The sequence below is a fragment of the Rhodospirillales bacterium genome (genome assembly GCA_016712595.1).
Taxonomy (GTDB): domain Bacteria; phylum Pseudomonadota; class Alphaproteobacteria; order Rhodospirillales; family Defluviicoccaceae; genus Defluviicoccus.
The window spans coordinates 1,401,832-1,428,039 of sequence record JADJQT010000001.1 but is presented as its reverse complement, the minus strand read 5'-3'; the positions used below and the strand labels follow the sequence as shown (position 1 = coordinate 1,428,039).

Below are 26,208 nucleotides of genomic sequence, written 5' to 3'. Positions count from 1 at the left end.
TAAGAGTTCACGACCGTTTCGCCGAGCGTCCCGTCGCGAACCGCGAGGTTGCCGCTTCGCCACCGTCGGTTGACAAGCGGTCGGCAGCCGCGATACGCCGCGCTGCAAAGTGATGTCTTGCGAAGGCGCGGGCGGGTATCGGGCGGGTGGATGGGGTGACGTGAGCCATACGCGGCGGTTGTCGGTGATCGGGCTCGGCTATGTCGGCTTGCAGGTCGCGCATGCGTTTGCCCGGCGCGGCGATCCGGTCATCGCCTTTGATATCGACTCGGCGCGCGTCGGTGAGCTCGCCCGCGGCTACGACCGCACCTTCGAGATCGCCGCCGCGGACCTGGGCGCGGAGGCCATCGCCTATACCTGCGATCCGGCGCGCCTCGCCGAGGCGGACTTCCACATCGTCGCCGTGCCGACGCCGATCACGGTGGCGCGCAAGCCGGACCTCGCCCCGCTGCTGGCGGCGACGCGGACCATCGGCGCGCAGTTGCGGCCCGGCGCCATCGTCGTCTTCGAATCGACCGTCTATCCCGGGGCCACCGAGGAGGAGTGCGTGCCCGTGCTCGAGCGCGCCTCGAAGCTGGCGTGCGGGCGCGATTTCGACGTCGGCTATTCGCCGGAGCGGATCAACCCCGGCGATCGCGCGCACCGCTTCGAGACCATCGTCAAGGTAATCGCGGCGCAGAACGCCCGCACGCTGGCGGTGATGCGCGCGGTCTACGGCAGTGTCGTCGCCGCCGGCCTGCACGAGGCGCCCGATATCCGCACCGCCGAGGCGGCGAAGGCAATCGAGAACACCCAGCGCGACCTCAACATCGCGCTGATGAACGAGTTGGCGATGATCTGCGAGCGGCTCGGCCTCGATACCCGCGACGTGCTGGCCGCCGCCGGCACCAAGTGGAATTTCCTCGCCTTCACCCCGGGGCTCGTCGGCGGGCACTGCGTCGGCGTCGATCCCTACTACCTGACCGACCGGGCCGAACGCGCGGGCTATCACCCCGAGGTCATCCTCGCCGGGCGGCGGATCAATCACGAGATGGGGGCGTGGATCGCACGCGAGACGATCAAGCGACTGGTACGCACGGCGGGCCGTCCGCGCGGACGGATCGGCGTTCTCGGCGCGACCTTCAAGGAGGACGTGCCCGACTGCCGCAATACCCGCGTCGCCGACCTGGTGGGTGAGCTGCGCGCCTTCGGCGCCGAGGTGTTGTTGAGCGATCCGCTGGCAGGCGCGGGCGACGTGGCCAGCGCCTGCGGCCTCGCCCCCGTGCCGCTCGCGGCGATGAGCGATCTCGATGCCGTCATCCTCGCCGTGCCGCATCGGGCCTATCGCGACGGCGGCTGGGCGATGATCCGCGCCCTGCTCACGGATGGGCGGGGCCTCGTCGTCGACGTGCGCGCCTGCCTCGAACGCGCGACGCGGCCGGGCGGGGTCGTTCTCTGGCGCCCCTGACGCCGCAGTGCACCCCGGCGTACTCCTTTTACTTTTACGCGCCGGCGGGCCGGCGGATATGCGCGCGCCAGCGGTCCGTCCACGCCTCGACCATCAGCAGGTTCCACAGGACCTGTTCGTGATCGTGGGCACCGGCGAGGTGCTGGCGCCAGATTCGGCGCACCATGGCCGCGTCGAACAGCCCGCCTTCGATGAGCCGTTGCTCGCCGAGCAGTTCTTCCGCCCACGGGCGCAGCGGCCCGCGCAGCCATGCGGCGATGGGAACACCGAACCCTTTCTTGGGCCGCTCGGTCAGGCCGGGCGGCACGTGGCGGCCGAGCAGCGCGCGCAACACGCGCTTGCCTCTGCCTTTCTCGTCGATGCGCATCGCATCGGGCAGGCTGAGGGCGAATTCGACGATGCGGTGATCGAGCAGCGGGCAGCGCACCTCGAGCGCGACCGCCATGCTGGCGCGATCGACCTTCACCAGGATGTCGTCGGTCATGTAGCCTTCGATATCGGCCTGCATCATCGCCTGCAGCGGATCGTCGGCGTCAACCCAGCGCTCGGGATCGTTCATTACCCAGGCGAGCGGCTGGGCGCCCGGCACGAGGTCGGCGGCCCGGTCCCAGTGCGCCCGTTTCTCGGCGAGGATGCCGACCGGACCATCGCCGCGCATCAGCGCCGCCCGCTTGGCGAGCTTGGCGGCGAACCTCTGGCGGCGACCCGAACGTGGCTCGCCATCGCCCGCCGGGGGATCGGCGAGCCACGGCGCGTGCGCCGCGCCGCGCATCAGGCGGGCCAGCTGCCGCCGCGCCGTCGCCGGCAGGCGCTGGGCGAGGCGCCATTGGCCGAGGCAGCGGGGATAGAGCGCGTATCCGGCGAACAGCTCGTCACCGCCGTCGCCGGTGAGCGCCACGGTGACCGCGCCGCGCGCCAGACGCGAGACGATGAAGGTCGGAAGCTGAGAGGAATCGGCGAAGGGTTCGTCGTAGAGTTCCGGCAGCCGGGGGATAAGATCGCGGCTGTCATCGGCGGTGACGATGAGTTCGGTGTGCTCGCTGCCGAGATGGCGGGCGATCGCCGCCGCGTACGACGCCTCGTTGTACTTGGGCTCCGCGAAACCGATGCAGAAGGTTTTTACCGGCCGGGCGCTCGCCTGCTGCATCAACGCGACGATCGTCGTCGAATCGATGCCGCCGGAGAGCAGCGCGCCAAGGCTGACGTCGGCGATCATGCGCGTGGCGACGGCATCTTCGAGCAGCGTTTCCAGCGCGTTCGCGGCCTCGCCGAGGTCGCCGGTGAACGGACGGCGGCGTCCCTGCTCGGCGGCTGTCCGCGCCGACCAGTAAGGCTGCGGCGTCGCCGCCCGGCTGTTAGCGGCGCCAGCGTCGCCAGCATACACGCGCAGCCACGTCGCCGGCGGCAGCTTGCGCACGCCGCGAAAGATCGAGGCCGGCACCGGGATGAAGGAATAGCGCACGAACGCGCCCAGCGCGTCGCGATCGATCTCGCCGTCAAAGCTCGCGTGGGCGAACAGCGCCTTAAGCTCAGAAGCGAAGATCAAGGTGCCGGCGAACCAACCGTAGTAGAGCGGTTTCTTGCCGAGGCGGTCGCGCGCCAGGGTCAGCGAGCGCTCCGCCCGGTCCCACAGTGCCAGCGCCAGCATGCCGTTGGCGCGGCGCAGGGTTTCGTCGACGCCCCAAGCCACGAAGCCGGCGAGCAGCACTTCCGTGTCGGAATGGCCGCGAAAGACGCAGCCGCGCGCCTCGAGTTCGTGGCTAAGCTCGGCGAAATTGTAGATCTCGCCGTTGAAGGAGAGGACGAAGCGTCCATCCGCCGACAGCATCGGCTGATGGCCGGCCGCGGACAGATCGAGGATCGAGAGCCGCCGGTGGCCGAGCGCGATGCCGGCGGCGGCATCGACCCAGGCGCCGCTATCGTCCGGCCCGCGATGAGCGATGGCGTCGGTCATCGCCGCGACGGCGCGGTGAAACCGCGCATCGGCATCCCCGGCCCCACCCGCAGTGCCGCGGGCGCCGTCGCTCAGAAACCCGGCGATCCCGCACACGCTTCGCTCGTCTCCCCTTGTCGTCCGGCACCGGTTATCGGCCGGCTTGTCTTCCAGCGCCGGCTACCCGCCGGCGAGCACCGCTTCGAACCCGCTCACGGCCTCATCGAGCGAAAACTTCCGCGCCCGATCGATCATCGCCGCGCGCTCCGGTGGCCGGGCGAGGGTGGCAAGAATGGCGTTCGCCATCTGGTCGACGGCGCCGGTCGGAACCAAGGCGCCATAGCGGCCGCAATCGAGGATCTCCGCCGGGCCGCTTGGGCAGTTGGTGCTGACCACCGGGCAGCCACACGCCATCGCCTCGATCAGCGCGTTCGGCAAGCCTTCCCACACCGACGACAGGACGAACACCGACGCGCGACGATAAAAGGCGTAAGGATTCTGGACCTGTCCGGGGAAATCGACATCGGCGGCGATGCCGAGATCACGCGCCATCATCTCGAGGCCAGCGCGCTCACGGCCGTCGCCGAGAATGATCAGTCGCGCCGGCCGCGCCGCCCGAACCCGGGCGAACGCGGAAAGCAGCGTGCCGAAATCCTTCTGTGGCTTGAACTTGCCGGCGCCGAGCACCACCGGCTCGTTGCCGGCGACCAGCCACGGATGATCGATCGGCTCGTCGGCAAGGGCCAGCACCTCGGGGCGGAACACCGGATTGTAGACCACGGCGATACGCTCGGCCGGCAGACCGGTGATCGCGCGCACGTCGTCAGCCACGCCCTGCGATGGCGCGATCACCGCATCGGCGCGGCAAAACAATCGGCGCATCAGACACGGCACCGAGCGGACCCATCGTGAGTCCGTGTTGGCGGCCGCGACCGACATATGGTTGCGCACGCTGACGACGAATCGCGTATCGGTGCCGACGAGCGCGGTGGTCAACAGCAGGACCGTGTTCGGATAGTTAAGGAACGATAAGATCGCCTGCGGTCGCGCCTCGATCAGGTAACGGCGCAACGACGCGATCGGCGGCGCGTCGTTGCACAGGAGACGGGCGACAGGACGAATGCACCCCCCGCGCCCTCTCAGCAGCGCTGCCGGCGCGGCGATGAGATGGCGCGCGAAGACCGCGGCGCGCGCCAAGCCCTCGCAAACCGGCCGGGTTCCAAACTGGCGCAGGTTGATGACGTTGATCGTGGGGTGATGGGCGCGGAGTTCGCTGGTCAGCCAGCCACCCTCCTCCTCGATGAGGAAATCGACATGGTGCGACCGCGCTGCCAGACCGCGCGCCAGGTTGGCGGCGACTCGCTCCGCGCCGCGCGCCGATTCGACGGAGCGGATATAGATCGCCAGCCGCATCTCAATGTTTCCCCCGACAACGCACCGCCGCACGTTTGAACCGCGATCGGCTCTTTCGTGCCGCCGTTCGGCCGCCGCCGCCATCGTCGTCGGACTCGGGGTCGGGCGAGCGGAGGAGCGAAATCGGCCGGGGCATTTTGCCTCGTACCACACCATCGGCGTTGCATCAAGAGCAGCGCCGCAGCGAGTCCTTCGGCACAGGCGATGCACAGCGATAACCTACTTGGGTTAGTATAGTCCCAAACAGGCTGTTTTTGTCTAGGATGTGGTCGACATGGTCATGAATGCGGGGGTGGCATCGGGGTCCGCGCGCCGGGTCCTACCCTGATAGGCCAGAGCGCGGGCTCTCGCCACCGCCCGGCCCAGGCAATCCAGTTCCGCCTGGGGACTCTTGCCCTCGAAACGATCTCCGAGCCAGACCGCCCGCCCGCCATCGACAAGGTAGGTGTGGATGATGCGGATATCGCGGCTGAGACGTTCCGGGCCGAACCGCATCATCTGCCGATAAAGGAAGGCGCCGATGTTCGCCCACTCCAGCGACCGGCGTCCATGCTCCGCACGACGCGCGGCGATCGCCGCGTCCGCAGTCGACGGCCGCATAGCGCTTTCGCCTTCGCCGAGGTCGAAGATCTGTACCGGCTTGCGCGTCGCGCACGCCTCGGCGAGCATCGACATGCTATCACCGGTGACGATGATCTCGTCAGCGATGCCGAGGAAGGCAAAATACGGATTGTCCGTCGCCTGCTTCGACCAGCGGAAGAGGTACGCCGGCACACTCAGGTTTTCTTCCAGAACGTCGATCGTCGCCCGCGGCGTGCGCGCGCTGGTGGTGATCAGCAGCGATCCCCCGCGAGCGGCGGCGAACGCCGAAGCGTCCCGTGCCAGCCGGGCGGCGGCGGCGGTATCAAAGCTGTAGGGCCCCGAACTGCCGCCGATGATCACCGCCGTCAACGGCCCCGGCAAATGCGCCAGCCGGTCGCGCCAGCGCGACGCCTCGCGCGCCAGCCGCTCCGCCGTCACCCGATGCAGCGGCGTCTTGTTGTGCAGGACGTTGTCGCGCACCGGCAGGCGGTACTGCGGGGTGGTGACGATCAGATCGAAGTGATGCAGCCGGCTCCACGGCCGGCCAACATGCACGAGACGCACGGTATCCGGCGCCTGATTCTTGATCCAGCGGGCGATCGGCTCGTTGCGCCGGCCGGCGGAGATCACCAGATCCGGCCACGGCGCCTCCATCGGGCTCGACTGCTCCCGGTCGATGCCGACCAGGGTCGAGCGCAGCGCCATGTTGGGCACGAATTCGTAACGCTTATGGACGAACTGCTTGACCTCGAACGGCCAGCCGAGCGCTTCCGCGAGTGCCAGAACCTGAGAGTTGTCGCCCGCCTTGTTGCCGGCCAGCACCCATACGCGGGGCGCGACGGCGATGTCGTGAAGCGGAGCCAATCCATGCGGCATTCTGCGTTTTCCTTGAAGAGCAACGATCGCGTCGAAGGCAAGACGTCCGAGTAAACGGTCGCAACCTTGAGTTCGATTCTCAAATCAATCTTTGTTTCGGAATGTTACGCCACGGCTGCGGCGGGATCGCGATGGCAGCGGGGAACCGGAGATCCGCGAGGGGGCGGGGATGCGGGGCGTTGCCGGCGCGCCACCTTCAAGCGATGCTTTTTGGGAGGGCAGTTGCACCGCATGGATGCAATCGCTATAGGTGACTATATACGCTGCAGTGCAACACAGTTTCGGGACTAGCTGCGATGGGTATCGCCTTCAGGACGACTTTACGTCACTTGATCATGTATATGCTGTTCTTCCTGCCGAAGACGCAGCAGGTACGGATCGAGCGATGGTTACGCGGCCATGAGGACTTCCGCAAACTCGAGGCGGCCGACTGCGTCATCGTCTCGTTCGGCAAGAGCGGTCGCACCTGGCTCCGGGTGATGCTTTCGCGTGTCTACCAAGTTCGTCACGGCCTGTCGCAGCGTCATCTGCTTGCTTTCGACAACCTGCATAACAAGGTCCCAGCTATCCCGAAGATTTTCTTCACCCATGACAATTACTTGAAAGATTATGCCAAGACCAAGGACATAAAAGCTCCTTATTATCGAAAAAAGGTCGTGCTGATGGTGCGCGATCCCGCCGACGTCGCCGTCTCCCAATACTTCCAATGGAAGTTCCGGATGACCGACCGGAAGAAGAAGATCAACGACTATCCCGGGCCGGGCGAAGACGTCGCCCTTTTCGATTTTGTCATGCGCCCCGAGTGCGGCCTTCCCAAGATCATCGATTACCTCAACGGCTGGGGGCGCGAACTCGGCAATATCAAGGAATTGCTTGTGGTGCGCTACGAGGATCTGCGTGCCCGCCCGGACGAAATGCTCCGGCGGGTCCTCGAGTTCATCGGCACCCCGGCCACCGCTGACGAAATCAAGGAAGCGGTCGCATTCGCCTCGGTCGAGAACATGCGGGCGCTCGAGCAGAAGCGGACGTTCTGGCTCAGCGGCCGGCGGATGCTGGCCAAGGACCGCAAGAACATCAACACCTACAAGGTCCGCCGCGCCAAGGTCGGCGGCTATCGCGACGACTTCACCGCGGAACAGCTCGCCGCGATCGATGCCATGGTCGAAAACCGACTGGTGCCGGTGTTCGGCTATGAGCGCCCCGATATCGCGCCGAAGCTGGCCGCGGGATGAGACCGGACGAAACGGGCGCGATGACGGACGCTGGCGCGATGCCGCAAGCCGGCGCGACGCCAAAGGACATGCCCTATCAGCGGGAGACCTCGGTGAAGCCGACCGTTTTCATTCATACCAATCACCGGCAGATCGTGGGCGCTCTCGTCGCCCAGCATGCGCTGAAGCGCAATTCCCGCTGCCCCGATTCGTTCGACGTGCAGATCCTGCATACCGACGATTGCCCGTTCCTCGCCGCCCGCGAAGGTCAGCCTTACAAGCGCGACGGCATCACCCGGCGATGGAATTGCGAGGACCTGCAGTCGTTCACGCCCCTGCGCTTCATGCCGCCGGAAAAAATGGGCTACGAAGGCCGGGCGCTGGTCATTGATCCCGACATCTTCGCCGTTGCCGACGTCTGGGACCTGTTGTCGCGCGATATGCAAGGAGCGGCGATCTTGTGCCGCAAGCGCAACGGGCCGAAGGGCGTTTACGGATATTACGCATCGAGCGTCATGCTGCTCGACTGCGCCAAGCTGCGACACTGGCGCTGCGAGGAGCAGTTCAACGAGTTGTTCGCGTTCAAGCGCGACTATATGGACTGGATCTCGCTCAAGCTCGAACCCCGCGAGACGATCGGCCTGTTCGAAAAGGAATGGAACGACTTCGACCGGCTGACGCCGGCGACCAAGATGTTGCACAACACGCGGCGGATCACCCAGCCGTGGAAGACCGGCCTGCCGATCGACTTCGAGCCACCGGATGCTTTCAAGCCGTTCCCGATCTACGCGTGGTTGATGCGGTTCGGCCGCCGCTTCTTCGGCAACAACCGGCTGATCGGTCACTACTGGCGGCATCCCGACGCCAATCAGGAAAAGTTGTTTTTCGGTCTGTTGCGTGAATGCATGGAACGCGGCATCGTCTCCGAAGAGATGCTGCGTCAAGAAATGCTCCGCAACCACGTCCGCCACGACGCTTTCGAGGTCATCCGACGGACGACATTGCTGGCCGCATGAGCACCGCAGCATGCACACCGCGATACCGCGTCACCGCGGTGTGTCGTTGACAAGGTGACCCCGGCAGCATGACTCGGACAGTATGACTCCGGCCGCATCCGCGCCCACGGCGCCCCTGCACGATTCGTCGGCGCACGGGCCGTCTGGGCCGCGCGCCGGCGACTGCATGGTGCTGGCGCACCTGTCGGACCCGCACGTGCCCAATCGTCTGGGCGGACGCCCGCACGCGATGATCAACAAGCGGGTGATCGGCTACTTGTCGTGGCGGTTGCGCCGCGTGCGCATCCACCGCGCGGAGGTCCTGGCCGCCCTGGCGCGCGATCTCGCCGCGGCCGATGTCGATCACATCGTCGTCACCGGCGATATCGTCAACATCTCCCTCCCCAGCGAATTCACCCGCACGGCCGAATGGCTGCGATCGCTCGGCACGCCCGCGAACGTTACCGTCGTTCCCGGCAACCACGATGCCTATGTCGCGATGACCTGGGAGCGCTCGTGGGCAGCTTGGCAGGCGTTCATGCGCGGCGATGGCGATGGCGAGCAAGAAGGCGGTCCCCGGCGCGACGACTTTCCGATCGTTCGTCGCCGCGGCCCGCTTGCCCTTATCGGCCTTTGTACCGCCGTACCCACGGCGCCCGGCCGCTCGTCCGGAACCGTCGGCGACCGCCAGCTCGACGGCCTCGACGCGGCCCTGCGCGGAGCGGCGCAGGACGGCCTATTCCGCGTCGTTCTGCTTCACCATCCCCCCGGCGATCACGCGACACCGCGCTCGAAGCGACTGACCGACGCCGCCGACTTTCGCTCGGTCATCGCCGCGGCTGGCGCCGAGATGATCCTGCACGGTCACGAGCACCGCTTCCGCGTCGGTGAATTACCCGGTCCGGAGGGATCGGCGCCGGTCTTCGGCGTCCCATCGGCATCGATGCTGCCGCATGCCAACGGCGCCGTGGCCCAGTTCCATCTGCACCGCATCGCGCCGTGCCCGCGCGGCTGGTCGATCGAAACCCGCGTTTGCGCCTTCCGCCCCGGACCTGTCGAGAGCGAGCGCGGACGCACGCGCCACATTCACGGCACCTTCATCGAAAGCGAGCGGCAGATCCGGGATCTGGTGCGATCGCATCATCCCACGCCACCGCCCGATTTGGCGCCGGTGTCTTCGCCGAATTCGACAGCGACCGATTCGGTGTGATAGAGGAACACGGCGCGCGACGCGGCGGCTATCTGCCGAGAACAACTTAACGATTTTTTACCCCCGGCCAGACCCGTCGCCGCATTGACCGCGGTCGATGCGGCACTGACCTTCACCCTTCGATCCTGCGGGATCAGCGAATGCGCATTTTCGACCTGTACGTTCTGCGTCAAACCTTGAAGCCGCTGTGCATCGCACTCGTCATTGCGCTGCTGGTGCTGCTCATCGAGCGCATGCTGCGACTCCTCGATCTCGTGCTGGGCGCGTCGGGACCGCTGCAGATGGTGTTCGAGATCATGGCCTTTCTCGTTCCCCATTATATCGGCCTCGCCCTGCCCATCAGCCTTTTGCTCGGCGTCATGATCGCGTTCAACCGGCTCAACCGCGATGGTGAGATCGACGCGATGCAAGGCGCCGGGATGAGCCTCATGCACCAGTCGCGCTCCGCGCTCATCGTCGCCGTCGTCGTTGCCATCGTAACCGGTATCACGCTCGGCTACCTCAAGCCGTTCGGCCGCTATGCCTACCAGTCGATGGTCTATGCGGTCAGCAACGCCGCCTTCGAAACCCTGGTGCGCCCGGGCGTTTTCGCCGAGGTCGGCAATACCACCTTTCTCGTTCACGACATCGAGCCCGACGGTGGCAGTTTCGGCCGCATTTTCCTGTTCGAAGATAAAGGTGAGGGAACCTCGACGACCATAACCGCCCGTGACGGCGTCCTCATGCGATCCTCCGACGAGGCTCCGCCGCTGCTGCGTCTGTCCGAAGGCATCCGCTTGAACATCCGCGCATCGGAAGCACAGCAGAGAGCGGACGCACCGGACGCGCCGCCCGTGGGCGTGCTGCGCTTTCAACAGTTGCGCATGGCGCTCAGCGGCGAATCGTCCGGCGTGTTTCGCACCCGCGGCGTTGACGAGCGCGAGCTGACGCTCAACGAGCTATGGGAGCGGCGCCACGAACCGCCACCGGGCATTCGCGTATCCGACATGCTTGCCGAGTTGAATGTCCGCCTCGCGCGCGCGCTCTCGGTCCCGTTCCTGCCGCTTCTCGGCATTCCGCTCGCGCTCGGACGGCGGCGCAGCGACCGCTCGTACGGCCTCGCTGTCGGAATGCTGTGCCTGATCATCTATAATCAGGTCCTCGATCTCGGCAAGAACATTGCCGAGACTGGCGAGATCGACCCGCTCATCGGCATCTGGCTGCCGTGTCTCATCTTTGTTGGCATCAGCGGCTGGCTGTTCTACCGGGCATCGATGCGCCTGCCGCAGAGCGCCGGCCCTGGCTTGCCGTCGTTGTGGCCGCCATTGGTCCGTCTGGCCAGCGCCGCCCGCGCTCAGTTCGGGCGGTCGCGCTGATGACGATTCTCGGCCGCTACATCAGTCGCCGCTTTCTTCTCGCCCTCGCCTTCATGCTAGGGACGCTCGCCCTGATGGCGCTGACCCTCGACCTCATGGACGAGGCCGACCGGGTGCTCGATTCGGATTACGGCGGGGTGCTCGGACTGCTGCGCTACAGCGCGTTGCGGCTGCCGGACATCACGCAGCAGGTGCTGCCGGTTTCCTGCCTGCTCGGCATGCTCGTCGTTTTGAACCAGTTTATCCGTCACCGCGAGATGGTGGCGCTGTGGGGCAGCGGCTTCTCGCCGATGAGCTTCATGCGCACGCTGATCCCCGTCGTGCTGGTTCTCGCCGCGATCACCCTTGTCAACAACGACATCGCCGTGCCGGAGACACGCGCCGTGCTGCGCGCCTGGGGCGTCGGCGAGGCGCGCAAGAGCGGGTTCATTGCCGACGACGGCACCGCCGCCTGGCTGATCAGCGGCAATGACATCGTCCGCGCCCCCAAGCGGGCCGACACCGACGGCCGGCTGCACGCCATCACCATCTTCCGCCGCGACGCCGACGGCCGGCTGATCGAACGGATCGACGCCGAACTGGCCACACCGCAGGGCGCGGGCTGGCTGCTGCAGCACGTCATCCGCCATGGCGTCGATCCGACGGAACGGAGCGAGGCCGACGAACTCTACTGGGACGGCCGTATCGATCTGGTCGCGCTGCCGTTGATCGCCAGCGAGATGCGCGATCTGCGCAGCAGCGACCTCGTGCAACTGATCAAAAACGACGGCTACGGCCAGCGTCCGGTCGAACGTTACCGCACCTGGCTTCAGGCGCGCATCGCTTCGATGCTCGTGCCGGCGCTGATGGTGTTCCTCGCCATCTCGCTCGCCCAGCGCTTCCGCCGCACCGCCGCGTTCGGCACGCTTTTGCTCACCAGCGTTGGCATCGGTTTCGCCTTCCTCGCGCTCGACGGCATCTGCCTTGCCCTCGGCGAGGTCGGCTTGCTGCCCGCCTGGTTCGCCGCCTGGGGTCCGAAGCTGGCCCTGGCCTGCCTGATCGGCGCCTTTATCGTCCACCGCGAGGGCTGAGGCGCCCACCGCGGCCCGACGGCGGATCGCGCTCCCGGCAAGAAAAACGTCCCTTGACGCTAGCCCTCATGGGGTGGGCTAATACTGGCTCAAGAACGTCGAAGACCGCCCTCAAGGGCACCGCGCGATTACGACTTCGGGACTTGAACTCATCATCATTCTGAGGGGAGGCAGCACACCATGCCGCTCGTCGTACATTTCAAGCGCCCCACCGGCTGGAATATCGGCATCCGTGTTCATTTCTGGGACACGCAGCCGGCCGAGGCGGCGACGACATGGCCCGGCGTGGCGATGACCGCCGGGGCCAACGACTGGTTCACCTACACGTTTGCGACGGCGACGGCGGCGAGCATCGTCTTCAACGACGGCGCCGGCCGGCAGACGGGCAACCTGCGACGCGACGCCGACGGCTGGTACTTCACCAACAATACCTGGTACGCCGAGAATCCCGAGCTGCCGCGCATCCCAGTGATTCGCGCCGATCCGCGGGCGCGCCTTTACGATCAGCCGCAGCAGGTGAGCCTCGCGGGCAGCAACGACGACGATGTGATCTATTACAGCATCGACGGCACGGACCCCTGGGACCGCACGGCGAACGCGCCGGCGTCGGGCGCCCTGCGCTACGGCGGGCCGATCACCATCGCCGCGACGGCGACGCTGCTCGCCGTCGGCGTGAATTCGGCGGGCGAGGCCGGGCAGACCCGCTCGTTCGCCTACACCATCGATCCCAACGCCGACCTGCAGCGCCCGGAGGTTGCCGCCAGCCATCGCACCGGCAGCTACCCCGAAGCCTTCGACGTCGTCTTCACCATCACCGACAACCGCGCCGCCCCCGTCGCCGCCTACTACACCACGGACGGAACGGAGCCGAGCACCGCCTCGCCGACCTATCTCACCCAGGGCGATCCGACGAGCGGCGCGGTCGGCCTGCCGCTGCGCATCGCCCAGCCGATGCAGGTCAAGCTGCTGCTCATCGACGGCGCCGGCAACGAGACGCGGCGGAGCTTCTATTACAACGTCGGCCCGGTCGAGCCGCTGGGCGACTTCCGCGAGGAGACGATCTACTTCGTCATTACCACCCGCTTTTACGACGGCGATCCGTCGAACAACTTCTTCTGCCGCGATCGCATCAGCTTCGATGCCGCCGGCAATCCGCTCGATCCGCACTGGCGCGGCGATTTCAAGGGGCTGATCGCCCGGCTCGACTACATCCGCGACCTCGGCTTTTCCGCCATCTGGATCACCCCGCCGGTCGAGAACCGCTCCGGCCTCGACTACCACGGCTATCACGCCTACGACTGGACGCGCGTCGATCCGCGTCTGGAGAGCCCGGATGCCACCTACCAGGATTTGATCAACGAAGCCCACGCCCGTGGCCTGAAGATCATCCAGGACGTGGTGGTCAACCACTCCTGCCAGTTCGGCATCCGCGGCATCGTTCACATCGACCACCTGCCGATCAAGTACTACGTCCCCCAGGGCAGCCGGCAGGGGCAGATCAGCAACGGCCCCTACCAGGGCAGCCTCGGCAATTACGCCTGGCCCAATCGCGACGACATCGACAATTCCGTCGCGCCCGACTGGTACCGGGAACGGCACGACCGCGATCCCGGTGGCATCGAACCGCTGACCGACCCGCGCACCGGCCAGCAGGTCCCCGCGCCCGGCTACGATCCCAACCGCTTCTTCGGTATCGATGCCACCCGCCTCGATCCCACTTGGTACCACCAGGAGGGGTTCGTCATGGGCGGCGACTGGGAATCCCAGCACCCGGTGCAGACGCGCAGCATCGCCGGCGACTGCATCGATCTGTTCACCGAGAACCAGACGGTGCGCGACTATCTGGTCGAATCAATCGGCCGCTACCTCGACATGGGCGTCGATGCCCTGCGCATCGATACCGTCCGCCACATCGAGCGCGACAACCTGCTCGAATACGTCAACGCCTGGAAGGCGCGCCGCCCGGGCCTGTTCGTCTTCGGCGAGAACTTCGTGCGCGGCACCGGCTGGGGCGATCTCTTCGGCGACGACAACGCGCCCTCGACCATCCGGCCATGGTGGTACACGCGCCTGACCGATGATCCACGCGACCCCAACGCCGGCGGCGATTCCGGCTTCTCGGTGCTCGACTTCGGCCTGTTTTCGACCTTCCGCGATAACGTCAGCCGCGGCCACTACGGTGGCATCGGCGGGGTGCTGTCCCGCGACTGGGTCTACGGCGACGTCACCCAGCTCGTCACCTTCCTGCAGAACCACGACGTCGGCCCCGACAACGACTTCCGCTTCCGCTTCCAGGGCGACGACTGGATGGCGGCGTGCGCCTATAACCTTCTGTGGACGATCCGCGGCATCCCCTGCCTCTACCAGGGCGAAGAGATCGCCTTCGCCCGCGGCGCACCGCAGGACATCATGGGCAATTCCGATACGCTGATGACCACCGGCCGCGCCTACTACGGCGATCACCTGACCGACGAACGCCTCGCCGAAACCCAGGGCCATCCGCTCTACCGCCACATCCGCCGCCTCAACCAGATCCGCCGGGGCATCCCCGCTCTGCAGAAGGCGTTCATGGGCAGCGTCGGCGAATGGGGCTCGGGCATGAGCTTCGTGCGCGACTGGAACAACGGCGAGAGCTACGCCGTCGTCGGCCTCGCCATGGGTTCGGACCAGAACATCACTGTCGCCGGCGTGCGCAACGGCCATTACACCGACGCCGTCTCCGGCGGCATCATTGACGTCGGCAACGGCACGATCGCCTTTCACGTCCCCGCCAATTCCGCCGGCATCTGGGTGCTCAACGGCCCCGGCCGCATCGGCGATCCCGGCCCCTGGCTGGGATAACCCGGACAACCTCGGAGCAGGCGGAGCCAGCCTCCGCCCGCCGCTCCCCTGGGCGCCCTTTGGCATCGGCCAAATGAGACGCGGCCCCGTGGTCGTAACGACATGCCCCCCGCTCCGGCAAAGGCTCGGGATGTTCGGGACTATCCCAACTGCGGAAATTCCCGGTAACGCGACGATGGTGTCCGGTATTGCTCGCTACGGTACCGCGCTAACGCGTTGAGCGTAACAATTGTAGGGTGGTTAACGTACCGCGCGTTTACAAACAAAACGCAGCAAAATCGTTGAACAAAGCTGCTTTCTGGCTGATTCTAGTGACGTTCGCGATAGTCGGGTGGTGGCGATGTCAGATTTGGTTCGATCGACGCTGGCTGGGATCAGGACGGTCGATGACATGGTGCGAGCGTTCAGCGACGAGGAGCGCTGCCGCCGCCTGATGGAAAGCATGATCTGGCCGACCGGGCGGGTCTGTCCGGCGTGTGGATACCGACGTTCGATCGCGCTCGCCGGGCGGGATATGGGGAATTGGCGGGCGAGACCCGGTCTCTACCAGTGCTCGAACGGCAGTTGCCGGTTCCAGTTCACGGTGACGACACGAACGCCGCTGCACTCTACCAAGCTGCCGCTCGCCACTTGGTTGAAGGCGCTGTGGCTGACCCTGCAATCCGATAAGGGGCTGTCGTCGGTGCGCCTGGCCGAGGCCCTCGGCGTGAGCCAACCCACGGCTTGGCGCATGGGGCACGCCCTGCGGCTGATGATGGCGCGCGAGACCCAGCTGGAGGGAACGGTCGAGATCGACGAATTTTATCTTGGCGGCCGTCCGCGCAAACAGCGGGACACACCGCCGGTCGGCCGTGGCCGGAAAGGCCAGAAGCGGACGACCAAGGCGTGCGTCCTCGCGGTGGTCGAACGACCGCGTGACGCGGAGATCGGGACGGTCGCGGGTGGCGCACGGGCCTCGGTGGTGGTCGACCTCTCTGCCGTCGAGACCGAACGAGTCCTCGAGAAGGAGGTCGACGTGGCCGCGACCCATCTGATGAGCGATGCGTGGAGCACCTTTGCCGCCGTCGGCCAGAGCTTCGCAGCGCACGATACGGTTCAGCATGCCAAGCGCGAATATGCGCGCGGCACGGTCCACGCCAATTCCGTCGAGGGGTTCAATTCCCGCGTCCGCCGTACCGTCGCCGGCGTGTTCCATCATATCAGTCCGGAGCACGCCGACCTCTACTTCCACGAGATGGGCTTCCGGTGGTCACAGCGCGTCGTCGCGGGCCAGACCACCCGCCGGTCACCCCGTGGACGGGAGCACGTTCGAACCCTCTGGGACCGCATCCCGCCTGCTATGCAACTCGTTGCGGTCCTCAGAACCGCCGTCGGCCGCCAACTCCGCCGAACCCGCAACGGCAGCATCTCGATCAAATCGCCAATCGCTGCGTTTTGTTTGTAAACGCGGCGTACCGTATCCGTCGCATGTATTGCTGTTATTGCTGCGGTATCAACACATCCAGCGGGTTACGAGCGCTGCCCTCACCGGCCTACGCAAGCCGTTACATGATGATTCGTATCTGGAAACGCCGACCCATGACCGACAAAGATCACCCATGTTTGGCGATACAAGCAGGATACGACGCTCCGGAGGACGATCTTGAGCGGGACCGCCTCGGGCGCGGCGCCAAGTGGCGGCGACGGTCTACAATCTCCTCGTCGCCACGCCGCAAGATTGGTCGACGCGCGTCGGTCTCTTCGGCGCTTGGGGCGAGGGCAAGACCACTATCTGCAAATTCGTGGAGCGTCTCGCCCGGTCAGACGGTCACATTGTACTGTGGTTAGATCCATGGACTGCGCGCAGCATCGACGAACTGTTGGCCACGTTCACGTTGCGTCTGATCGATGGGCTGAAAGCTGCCGGCTTGAGTGTCAAAGGCACGGCATTTGCGCAGTTTTTAGGGAAGGCGCAGAAAATGACGGAACCAGTCCAGCGTCTGGCCGAGATTAACAATATCGCCAAGGCGGGAGTCGGGGCCGGCATCACCCTCATGAACAGGTTCAAAGCCGATCGGTTGCTCATCGATCGTATACGCAGACAGTTTCCCGCGAAGCGCGTGATCATCGTGATCGACGATCTCGACCGTGCGAAACCGGACCTCATTCCCACGCTGTTGTTATCGCTCCGAGAGTTGTTGGACTTGCCCCGATTCTCGTTTCTCCTCCCGTTTGATCCGAAAATTGTTTCGAGCGCGTTGGCAGAGGAGCATCCGGCGTGGGTAAGCGGTGACCGCTTCCTCGAGAAGATCACCGATTTCCGCTATCGTCTGCCGACCCCGACCGTCGAGCAATGCCGCCGCCTCTTTCTGGCGGATCTGGAGGCGCACTGCCCTTTCGTGCCAAGGGACGCCATCCACTCATTTCTCGACCTTCTGCCGGGCAATCCACGCCGCATCAAAATGGTTGTTCGGTCGCTGGCTATGCTGAAGGATGAGGTGGCGCGGCACGGCGAGGGCGAATTGGATTGGCCGCTGATTCTGTTCGCATCACTCGTCAGAATTGAATCTGATGCATTCCTCAACGCCTACGTCGATGACGTATTCGGCGAAGAGAATGTTTGGCTTCAGTTGGCAATGGACAAAGACCAGGCGGAAGAAAAGCATCGCAAGAAAGTCGAACAAGTATGCGATAATACGGCAATTGACGAGAAGGACACTCGTCAACGGTTGATGCGCCTTTGCGAGGCGATCCGCGAGCGGTCTCCACTCGAATCGGCTGTGAAGGTCCGGTACCACTGTGAGCTTCTTACTCGCCCGCACGCGGTTACATGGCGCGAATTCGAAATGCTGCTTGCAACGGCGCATGATGTCTCGGCGGCTGAGGCATGGCTTCAAAAGCATGCTGCAAAACGGCATCTCGACATGGATGCGGTTCTGGACGAGCTCTTTCGAACTTTGGTGATGTTTTACGATCACCAGCTGGCGGCGGCGTCGAACACAAACACACTCGTGAACCACGACGCCGAGATGGCACATGCGGACAAGGCCTTACGGCTTCTCGGAGACCTGATTGACGGAAAGATAGCCGCGCCGATCAGTCGTCGGTTGATCGAAGAGCCCAGTCACTTTGAGGCATTTTTAAAAGTAGCACTCAAGTGGGCACACTTCGATGTAAATCTTGCCGATGGATCGGCGAGGGACGCGGAGAAAGCGGCGCTTGCCAATTGGCTGAACACCGTTAGCGACGATATGCTCCCCTTACTTGCAGACCTTGTCATAGATCGACATGAGAGTCCGATCGAGCACGAAGACGCGGGGTCATTGAAGAAATGTCTCCTGCAAGAATGCGAGAACAGACTTGCGATTCTGGTCGTGACCAAGCTGCAAATCCCCGATGGCATGCGCGAATTCCGTAACGGAGGCCGCCATATGGCTACGCGTCCGCTGCTTCTCGATCCAGCTGGCCCGGTATGGACTGGCCGAACGGGGCAACGAGTTTACGAAGTTCTATCGTCGGCGAGTACCAATCATATCGTTCAAGAAAACGCCCAGGCTTGGCTTAAGCTGGTATGTTCCGACGGAATTGGCACGTATACGCGGGACATGAGTCAAACCTTCATAAAGGACATCCATCCTGTTTCCGCGTTGTGGAAAGCCGCGATAGCCTGCCAATTGCAGTTTCGCGCGTTATCGGAGATGCGTGTCTTGCGCGAGCAGCTAATTGGCTGCGGCGCCAACGAAGCCGCACTTCCTATTCCCGACTGGTTGGAGGATTAATCTCGTAGCCAGGGTTAAGTTGTAGGGTGGGTCTAAAGCGCAGCGTGACCCGCCGGATGCGTTACTCGCCCAACTTCTTGTCCGACGAAGACTGTTCACCCGGCCCGCGCCAGCCTTCCGGATACAGCCCGCGCTGGACAGCGGATCGCGAAGTCATCGTCATCCGACGGCAGGGTCCAAACGCAATGGAGATGATCGGGAAGCACGACCCAGGCATCGGTCGTGAACGGTCGGCTCCTGCGCACCAGACGAACCGCGTTCCGCAGTAAATCAATGCGTCGTATCAGCACGTCGTTGCCCGCCGTTCGGTAACTGCTCACGCCTTTGGCTTTTCAGGTTGCCGGTGATGTCGTGAACGTTCCGTTGAGGAGCTGGCCGATAGCCTGGCGGGCGGTGTGGCCGTGGAGCCTGGCGGTACCGATGACGGAGCGGTAGCCGGCGTGGATGTGGGCGCCCCATTTCGAGCGGAAGCCACCGGTGACCTTGCGGAACGCCACCGACGGGCGGATTTCCCGTTCGCAGGCGTTGTTGGTCGTCGGCACGTCGGGGTCTTCGAGGAAGACGAAGAACTTCGTCCGCCATGCCTTGAGCGCGGTCTGCAGTTCGCGGCCGGCCGGGTGTGCGGCGGGGTTGGCGAGGAGCGCATCGAGGCGGAGTTCGGCACGACTTCGGTAGCATCGCAGCGTCGTCGGTCGCAGCGTCGTCGGTCGCAGCGTCGTCGGTCGCAGCGTCGTCGGTCGCAGCGTCGTCGGTCGCAGGGGCGTCGCGCCGCCGGCCGATGCGGATCGCCCAGCGTAGCAGGTCGCGCAAGCGCGGGACGAAGACGGTGTCACCGCAGTCGATGGCGTACTGGACGTCGCGCAGCACATGGGCAAGGCAGACCTGGTGTGCCGGCGCCAGATCCTGCTGGCCGGCGTGTCGGTCAGCGCCCGCGCCGAGCCCGGGCGCGATGGCCGCGGCTTGCGCCGCTTGCTGCCGTCGTTCTTGTCCGCGGGCACGCCCGGTTTCCGGTCCTGCGACGGCGGCGTGGGGCTGTTCTGCGACGTCTTCTTCGGCTTCGCCAGCAGCGCCTCGAGCTCCGCGATGCGCACCGCCTGCCGCTCGATCAACCCCGCCTGCTCCGTGAGCAGCGCGTCCTTCTCCCGGTCACTGAGGCGGTACCGAAACGGCGGAGGCATCCATACCTTGACTCACATCCAGCCCGCCCGCGCAACCCGAAAATGCCAACCCGGTGAGCAGCTACATGCCTTCACGTTGTTCGGATGGCTTTGAGCCGATCAAGCGCCCGGGCTGCTGATTGTGCCATCTCGGCGATCAGATCCGCAGCCTTTGGGACTGAGGCAATCAGTCCAGCGACTTGACCGGCAAATGCGGGAAGAGCCTCAAGATTGCCTGTTGTCGACCTGAGCGGCGAGTCCGTACTAAATTTGTAAATAGGACGACCATCTTCTTCTGCGATCATTTCTCGAGGCAGATTGCCAGGATCATTACCGCAAAGCTTGACGGACCTGTCCTCGGTAATGCTGTTGCGGATCACGCGAACCGGCGAGCCTGGTGGCCAGTTTATGGCGAACAGGTCAGTATGGACCGTGTCTTCCGAGCCGGCTGCGACCACCCGCCGCTTGTGAAAATCGTGGGCGAACGATTCCTCAGTCGCCAGAAAGACCGTCCCGCAGTGGATTCCCTGCGCTCCAAGAGCCAATGCCGCGACCAACCCTTCTCCCGAAGCGAATCCACCCGACGCAACGACCGGGATTGAAACGGCGTTTACCAACTGCGGCAGCAGGACGAGTGACGAGATAACGCCTCGGACATGCCCACCAGCTTCAAAGCCCTGGCCAACGATAACATCCGCTCCGGCCCTTTCCGCCGCGACGGCCGCCCCGACCGAACCGACCTGATACAACACGAGGCACCCGGCCCGTTTGGCGCGCATCACAACGTGTTCGTCAACATCCCAGAAGAAACACATCGAATGAACGCGCTTTTCGAAGCAGACTGCCAGCTCCTCTTCAAGCAGCGATGGGTCGGTGGCTGCCGGTATGAGGTTCACGCCGAACGGCTGATCGGTTCGGTCTCGGACGGAATCGATCTGTCGCAATATCACCTCCGGCCGTTCGCGAACCATGCCGAGAAAGCCGTAACCGCCAGCGCAGGACACGGCAGAGGCCAGTTCCGCCCGCGCCACACCTCCCATGCCCGCCTGCAGAATGGGATATCGGCAGCCAAGGAGATCACACAGAGGCGTGTGCAGATCCCGTTCGGCAGTCATTAGTCTTGCCTCGCTACATTTCTCTCCAGGTATTCCTTGAGAGCGGCGGCATTGTTCCGATCGACATCCCGGGCGCCGAAGACCAGCGTCGTGGGTTGCCGACGCACCGTTTCGACGAACCTCGAGACCGCTTCCGGGCGCTCGTCCAGCTCGCGGAAGTACCGCCGTTTGAACTCCTGCCACTTGCTGCGGTCATGGCCGAACCATTTGCGGAGCTCGGTCGTTGGCGCGATTTCCCTGGCCCATTCATTCAAGGCCAGCGCCTTTTTGGATATCCCCCGGGGCCAAATGCGGTCGACGAGGATGCGATAGCCGTCCATGTCGGCAGGTCTTTCGCGGCTGCTTTTCAAAGAGACAATCAACGTGTTCCTCCCGGGTCTGGCACCGACTTGCGCTCAGGTCTCCGTCCGAGAGCCCCGAAGACACCGACCGGTGCGAACGCCGACGTTCGACCATCAGGTCTCCGGTTCGATGTCGATTGCATCAAGGGCGAGGGCCGAATGAGCGAAGGCTCCTCCCGCGCGCATCTCTGCCGCCACCCAGATCGCCTCCATGATCTCTTCCGCCGTCGCTCCACTGCGGCGTGCCGCCTTTGCATGACCGCGAATGCAATAAGGGCATTGGGTGACATGTGCGACCGCTACGGCGATCAACTGCTTGGTCTTCGCCGGTAGTGCTCCATCCTTGAATACCGTCCGGCTGAACTGGTTGAACGCCGCTTCGATTTCCGGCGCCAGGTCGTACCGTTTCTGAGCCAGCTGCTTCGTTGATTGCGGGAACAGTGTCTCGGGCATTCCAATCTCCCTCCTGCCTGGCAATAAGATGTATGTTTGATATATGTATCGAACCGCCTGAATGCGGGGCGAGGATCTGCCGCTCGTTACCTGGAGTTGCAAATGCGCCTGACAACCTATACGGACTACGCGCTGAGGGTGTTGATGTACCTCGGGCTGCGCGGCGACGAGCTCTCGACCATCCAGGAAATCGCGGAGCAATACGGGATCTCGAAAAATCACCTGATGAAGCTGGTCCATGTGCTGGGTCAGCTCGGCTACATCGAGACCATTCGCGGAAAGAAGGGCGGGCTGCGCCTCGCGCGGCGTCCCGAGGCGATCACGGTCGGCGAAATCATCCGGCGGATGGAGCCGGACATGGCCCTCGTCGAGTGTTTCCGGAACGCCGATATCCAATGCCGGATCGTCAAGACCTGCATCCTTCAGGGTGCGCTGGGAGAAGCCCTGGACCACTTTCTTGAGACCCTCGACGGGTACACGCTCGCGGACCTGCTGGCACCAGCCGAAGATTTGTCACGATCGTTTCCTATACACATCGAGCACCCGCCAGCGGCTGTCTCGGATTGACCGCGACCGTCCGAGGTCACTGGTCTTTTCGTGACATCCGCTGGCGGGCACACCGTTCACTCCGCCGCGAGCGGGCTTTCGCCTTCCCGCCCGGTTGCGAGCGGAACGCGCCCCAGGCTGCCGCGCCACAGCTTGAACAGGAAGAGCCCGATCAGCAGTGCGCCCAGCCCGAAGACGATGTCCCCGGGAACCCGCATCCACACCAGCGTGCGGACCAGAGGCGACTGCACGACCTCGACCGACCGGGCATACCAGAACCCTTCGGCAACCGCCGCCCAGCCCTGGATGGCCCCGATCGGCAGCAGCGAGAAGAACAGCATCATGGCGAGGCCAATGTTCAGGCCCCAGAAGCCCCATTTCAGCAAGCGGTCGTCCCAGGACCGGGGTACGGTGAGGCCGCGCAGGCAGAACAACATCAGGCCGATCCCCAGCAGGCCGTAGACGCCGAACAGGGCGGCATGTGCATGCACCGCCGTCGTGTTCAGGCCCTGGATGTAGTAAAGCGAGATCGGCGGATTGACGAGGAAGCCGAAAACGCCGGCCCCCAGCATGTTCCAGAAGGCGACGGCGACGAAGAACAAGATCGGCCAGCGGTACGCAAAGATCCACGTCGCCGTCTTTGTCACCCGGTAGTTGTTGTAGCCCTCCAGACCGAGCAGCACGAGCGGCACCACTTCCAGCGCCGAGAATACCGCCCCAAAAGCCATCACCGAGGCTGGCGTTCCTGACCAGTAGAGGTGATGCAGCGTGCCGATGATCCCGCCCGAAAGAAAGATGATGGACGAAACCAGCACCGCCGACGACGCGATTTTCGCGCGCACCAACCCAAGTTTCACGAACAGCAGCGCGATAACGGCAGTCGCGAACACCTCGAAAAAGCCTTCCACCCACAGGTGGACGACCCACCAGCGCCAGTACTCGACCATCGCCAGATGCGTGTGCTTTCCCCAGGCAAACCCGGCGGAATAGAACAGCGCGATCGCGATGGTCGAGACAAAGACCGAGGCGATCAGCGAGCGGCTGTCGCTGGGCCGGCGCAGCGCCGGCCACAGTGCCCGTCCCACGAGAAGCAGCCAGAGCAGCAGTCCCACGAACAGCAGGATCTGCCAGAAGCGGCCGAGGTCGACGTACTCATAACCCTGGTGGCCGAACCAAAAGTTGGTATCGAGCCCCAGCCGCTGCTGGACCCCGAGCCATTCGCCGGCGAGCGAGCCCGCGACGACGACCAGCAGAGCCGCGAACAGAACGTTGACGCCCAGCGTCTGCCACGGCGGATCGTACCCCGATATGGCCGGCGCGATGTAAAGCCCGGTCGCGAGCCATGCTGTGGCGATCCAGAAGATGGCGATCTGAGTGTGCCAGGTGCGCGTAACGGCATATGGCAGCCAGTCGGCCAGCGGGAAGCCGTAGAAGTGCTGGCCCTCGACGGTGTAATGCGCGGTGAGCGTGCCCAGACCGATCTGCACCAGGAACAGCAGCATCACCACGGCGAAATACTTGCGCGTCGCCAGCATCGATCGCGTCGGCCGCAGCGCTTCCATCGGATCGCTGGCCGGTGGACCCGCCGCCGGTTCCTCGTGAATCTGGGCCGCCTGGTACCACACCAGAAGGCCGATCGCGCCGATCAGGGCGATGAACGAGGCCACCGACCAGACGACCGCCTCGGTCGTCGGCAGGTTGCCGATCAGCGGTTCGTGCGGCCAGTTCATGGTGTAGGTGGCGGTGTCGCCGGGCCGGTCGGTCGCCGTCGCCCACGATGCCCAGAAGAAGAACGTGGTCAGGGCCGCACGCCGCGAGGCGTCGGGGATCGGATTCTCGGGCATGGCGTACTGCTCGCGGAGCACCGCCTGTTGCGGCGCTGACCCGAACAGACCTTCGTAGTACGCCTGATTGGCGCGGATCGCCTCGGCGCGATCATCCGAGACCGTCAGGACACCCGTCGCCGGATCGACCCGGTCGTTGCGGATTTCTTCGCGCAGCCGCTCCTTAAGCGCCGCCTGAGCTTCCCGGTTTACCTCGGCAAAGGGCACGCCGAAGTCACGCATGGCCCAGTGGTCGAGGATGAAAACCAGTTCGCGGTGCAGCCAATCCGCCGACCAGTCGGGCGTGAGGTACGCGCCGTGGCCCCAGATCGAGCCGAGCTGCTGGCCGCCCATCGACTGCCACACCTGACGGCCGCGCTCGATATCCTGGGCTGTGAAGAGCGTCTCGCCCGTCGGCGTGACCACCGCGGACGGAATTGGCGGCCGGTGCACCCAGATCTGCCGGCCGATGAAACCGAGGCCGACGAACGACGTGACAACGATGATCGCGAGCACGATCCAAAGACGCCGGATGTTGTGCAATTCAGACCCTCCTCTCTTGCCAACCAGCGGGCGGCCGGTCAGGGAGCATCCGATCTCCATTTGCGACCGTCGCTCACGCCTCGACCGGCTTCGGTGGAAAGCCGTCCCCGCCCACATGTCCGGGGCGCCTTGCCAATTAGATGTATGTTTGATACATCTTTAAGCGCCGATGCACAAGATGCATCCGGCACACATGTTCAAGTCGATCCGATGTGCGCAGCTAGGTGAGTCCCGCAGTGTCTATTGCTGCGCGGGTAACCTGCGGATCGCGGTGATTGGAGGATTGCTGATGATGATCGGAAGGGAAGCCAAGTCATGACCACAGCCTCGACTGCGGGGCCGGTTCCGAGACTGCGGACCACCGCAGGACCGGCGTTGCTCAGCTACGGCTTTCGCCCGTTCTTTCTTCTCGCCGGTGGTTGGGCAGCGATGGCGTTGATACTCTGGATGGCGGTTTTCCTTGGCCGGATCTCCCTGCCAACGGCGTTCGATCCGCTAAGCTGGCACAGCCACGAGATGCTGTTCGGGTTCGCCACGGCGGCCGTCGCCGGCTTTGTCCTGACCGCGGTGCCGAACTGGACGGGGCGGCTGCCTTTGCAGGGACGGCCGTTGCTGTTTCTCATCGTGCTGTGGCTGGCGGGACGAGCGGCCGTCGCCACCTCTGGCATCATCGGCGGCTGGACGGCAGCCATTATCGATATCGCCTTTCTTGCCGTGCTGCTGGCCGCCGTTGGCCGCGAAATCATCGTTGGCCGCAATTGGCGAAACCTTCCCATCGCGGGTGCGCTCGCTGGTCTCTGCGGCGCCGACATCGCGTTCCACATTGGGGCTCTGAACTCGGGCGAAACCGCCGCGGCGGCACGCCTCGCGATCGCTGTCCTGATCCTGCTGATTTGCCTGATCGGTGGGCGCATCATCCCGAGCTTCACTCGCAACTGGTTGGCAAAGCGGGGACAGGGCCGCCTGCCGGCGAGCTTCAATGGCTTTGATAAGATCGCGTTGGCGGTGACGTTGGCTGCCATGGCCTGCTGGACCTACGAGCCTCAGTCCTCTTTCACCGGCGTGGCCACCGCCGCCGCCGCGGCATGCAACCTCGTGCGTCTGGCGCGGTGGGCGGGCGAGCGGACAACCCCGGAACCGTTGCTGTGGATCCTCCACGTCGCCTTTCTATGGGTTCCGGTGGGCCTTGTGCTGCTCGCGATAACCGCGTTCGGAGGTGCCGTCCCGCCGTCCGCGGGTGTGCACGCGCTGACCGGCGGTGCCATCGCATCGATGATTCTGGCGGTGATGACCCGGGCGACGCTCGGTCACACCGGCCATGATCTGCATGCCGGACCCAGCACGACCGTCATCTACCTGCTCGTCCTGGTCGCGGGGATCAGCCGGGTCTGGGCATCGCTAGAGCCTCAGCTTTTCACGCCCCTGCTCATGACGTCCGCGCTCGCCTGGGTGGCGGCGTTCGGTCTGTTCATCGGCCTTTATGGACCGATGCTGGTTCGGCCGCGCGTGCGGCAGGTTTTGTGAGAATGGAGAGATCGA

18 protein-coding genes and 1 pseudogene are annotated in these 26,208 nt (G+C 64.7%); 11 read left to right on the top strand and 8 right to left on the bottom strand.

Going from position 1 to position 26,208, the window contains the following annotated elements; translation table 11 throughout:
- The first annotated feature begins 160 nt into the window (after nt 1–160).
- Nucleotides 161–1,447, top strand: coding sequence for a nucleotide sugar dehydrogenase (locus tag IPK66_06515; protein MBK8174913.1), 1,287 nt, complete (start codon nt 161–163; stop codon nt 1,445–1,447).
- Nucleotides 1,448–1,481: 34 nt separating this feature from the next.
- Here the strand turns inward: IPK66_06515 and asnB are convergent, their stop codons facing one another.
- The 3 genes from asnB to IPK66_06500 form a co-directional block, all read right to left on the bottom strand.
- The gene (asnB, locus tag IPK66_06510) at nt 1,482–3,497 is read right to left on the bottom strand and encodes an asparagine synthase (glutamine-hydrolyzing) (protein ID MBK8174912.1); all 2,016 of its coding nucleotides are present in this window, start codon (nt 3,495–3,497) and stop codon (nt 1,482–1,484) included.
- A gap of 63 nt (nt 3,498–3,560) precedes the next feature.
- On the bottom strand, nt 3,561–4,793 hold the full coding sequence (locus IPK66_06505; GenBank protein MBK8174911.1) for a glycosyltransferase: 1,233 nt from the start codon (nt 4,791–4,793) through the stop codon (nt 3,561–3,563).
- 258 nt (nt 4,794–5,051) lie between these two features.
- Nucleotides 5,052–6,251, bottom strand: coding sequence for a mitochondrial fission ELM1 family protein (locus tag IPK66_06500; GenBank protein ID MBK8174910.1), 1,200 nt, complete (start codon nt 6,249–6,251; stop codon nt 5,052–5,054).
- A 296-nt stretch (nt 6,252–6,547) separates the two neighbouring features.
- On the opposite strand from IPK66_06500, the gene IPK66_06495 reads away from it, so the two are divergent.
- From IPK66_06495 to IPK66_06460, 8 genes are all read left to right on the top strand, one after another.
- A complete protein-coding gene (locus tag IPK66_06495; protein MBK8174909.1) occupies nt 6,548–7,483 on the top strand; it encodes a sulfotransferase domain-containing protein in 936 nt (311 codons plus the stop codon).
- Nucleotides 7,484–7,575: 92 nt separating this feature from the next.
- The gene (locus IPK66_06490; GenBank protein ID MBK8174908.1) at nt 7,576–8,478 is read left to right on the top strand and encodes a hypothetical protein; all 903 of its coding nucleotides are present in this window, start codon (nt 7,576–7,578) and stop codon (nt 8,476–8,478) included.
- Between the two features lie 82 nt (nt 8,479–8,560).
- Nucleotides 8,561–9,667: a metallophosphoesterase gene (locus IPK66_06485; protein MBK8174907.1), complete on the top strand. Its 1,107-nt coding sequence runs from the start codon at nt 8,561–8,563 to the stop codon at nt 9,665–9,667.
- A 140-nt stretch (nt 9,668–9,807) separates the two neighbouring features.
- The gene (locus IPK66_06480) at nt 9,808–11,022 is read left to right on the top strand and encodes an LptF/LptG family permease (protein ID MBK8174906.1); all 1,215 of its coding nucleotides are present in this window, start codon (nt 9,808–9,810) and stop codon (nt 11,020–11,022) included.
- Entirely contained in the window at nt 11,022–12,092 is a 1,071-nt protein-coding gene (locus IPK66_06475) for an LptF/LptG family permease (GenBank protein ID MBK8174905.1), read from the top strand. The genes IPK66_06480 and IPK66_06475 overlap by 1 nt, the downstream gene beginning before the upstream one ends.
- Nucleotides 12,093–12,272: 180 nt before the next feature.
- Nucleotides 12,273–14,933: a chitobiase/beta-hexosaminidase C-terminal domain-containing protein gene (locus IPK66_06470; GenBank protein ID MBK8174904.1), complete on the top strand. Its 2,661-nt coding sequence runs from the start codon at nt 12,273–12,275 to the stop codon at nt 14,931–14,933.
- A gap of 340 nt (nt 14,934–15,273) precedes the next feature.
- Nucleotides 15,274–16,377: an IS1595 family transposase gene (locus tag IPK66_06465; protein ID MBK8174903.1), complete on the top strand. Its 1,104-nt coding sequence runs from the start codon at nt 15,274–15,276 to the stop codon at nt 16,375–16,377.
- A gap of 229 nt (nt 16,378–16,606) precedes the next feature.
- Nucleotides 16,607–18,691: a hypothetical protein gene (locus IPK66_06460; protein ID MBK8174902.1), complete on the top strand. Its 2,085-nt coding sequence runs from the start codon at nt 16,607–16,609 to the stop codon at nt 18,689–18,691.
- A 332-nt stretch (nt 18,692–19,023) separates the two neighbouring features.
- Here the strand turns inward: IPK66_06460 and IPK66_06455 are convergent.
- The 4 genes and pseudogenes from IPK66_06455 to IPK66_06440 form a co-directional block, all read right to left on the bottom strand.
- Nucleotides 19,024–19,869: pseudogene (locus IPK66_06455) on the bottom strand (transposase).
- 71 nt (nt 19,870–19,940) lie between these two features.
- On the bottom strand, nt 19,941–20,963 hold the full coding sequence (locus IPK66_06450) for a nitronate monooxygenase (GenBank protein ID MBK8174901.1): 1,023 nt from the start codon (nt 20,961–20,963) through the stop codon (nt 19,941–19,943).
- Entirely contained in the window at nt 20,963–21,283 is a 321-nt protein-coding gene (locus tag IPK66_06445) for a DUF488 family protein (protein MBK8174900.1), read from the bottom strand. The genes IPK66_06450 and IPK66_06445 overlap by 1 nt, the downstream gene beginning before the upstream one ends.
- Before the next feature lie 135 nt (nt 21,284–21,418).
- Nucleotides 21,419–21,757, bottom strand: coding sequence for a carboxymuconolactone decarboxylase family protein (locus IPK66_06440; GenBank protein MBK8174899.1), 339 nt, complete (start codon nt 21,755–21,757; stop codon nt 21,419–21,421).
- 102 nt (nt 21,758–21,859) lie between these two features.
- Between IPK66_06440 and IPK66_06435 the strand changes: the two genes are divergently transcribed.
- Nucleotides 21,860–22,324, top strand: coding sequence for an Rrf2 family transcriptional regulator (locus IPK66_06435; protein MBK8174898.1), 465 nt, complete (start codon nt 21,860–21,862; stop codon nt 22,322–22,324).
- A gap of 56 nt (nt 22,325–22,380) precedes the next feature.
- On the opposite strand, the gene IPK66_06430 is transcribed toward IPK66_06435, so the two are convergent.
- Entirely contained in the window at nt 22,381–24,729 is a 2,349-nt protein-coding gene (locus IPK66_06430; protein MBK8174897.1) for a nitric-oxide reductase large subunit, read from the bottom strand.
- Between the two features lie 255 nt (nt 24,730–24,984).
- On the opposite strand from IPK66_06430, the gene IPK66_06425 reads away from it, so the two are divergent.
- Nucleotides 24,985–26,193 carry an NnrS family protein gene (locus tag IPK66_06425; GenBank protein ID MBK8174896.1) on the top strand — a complete coding sequence of 403 codons (1,209 nt, stop codon included), beginning with the start codon at nt 24,985–24,987 and terminating at the stop codon, nt 26,191–26,193.
- The last annotated feature ends 15 nt before the right edge of the window (nt 26,194–26,208 follow it).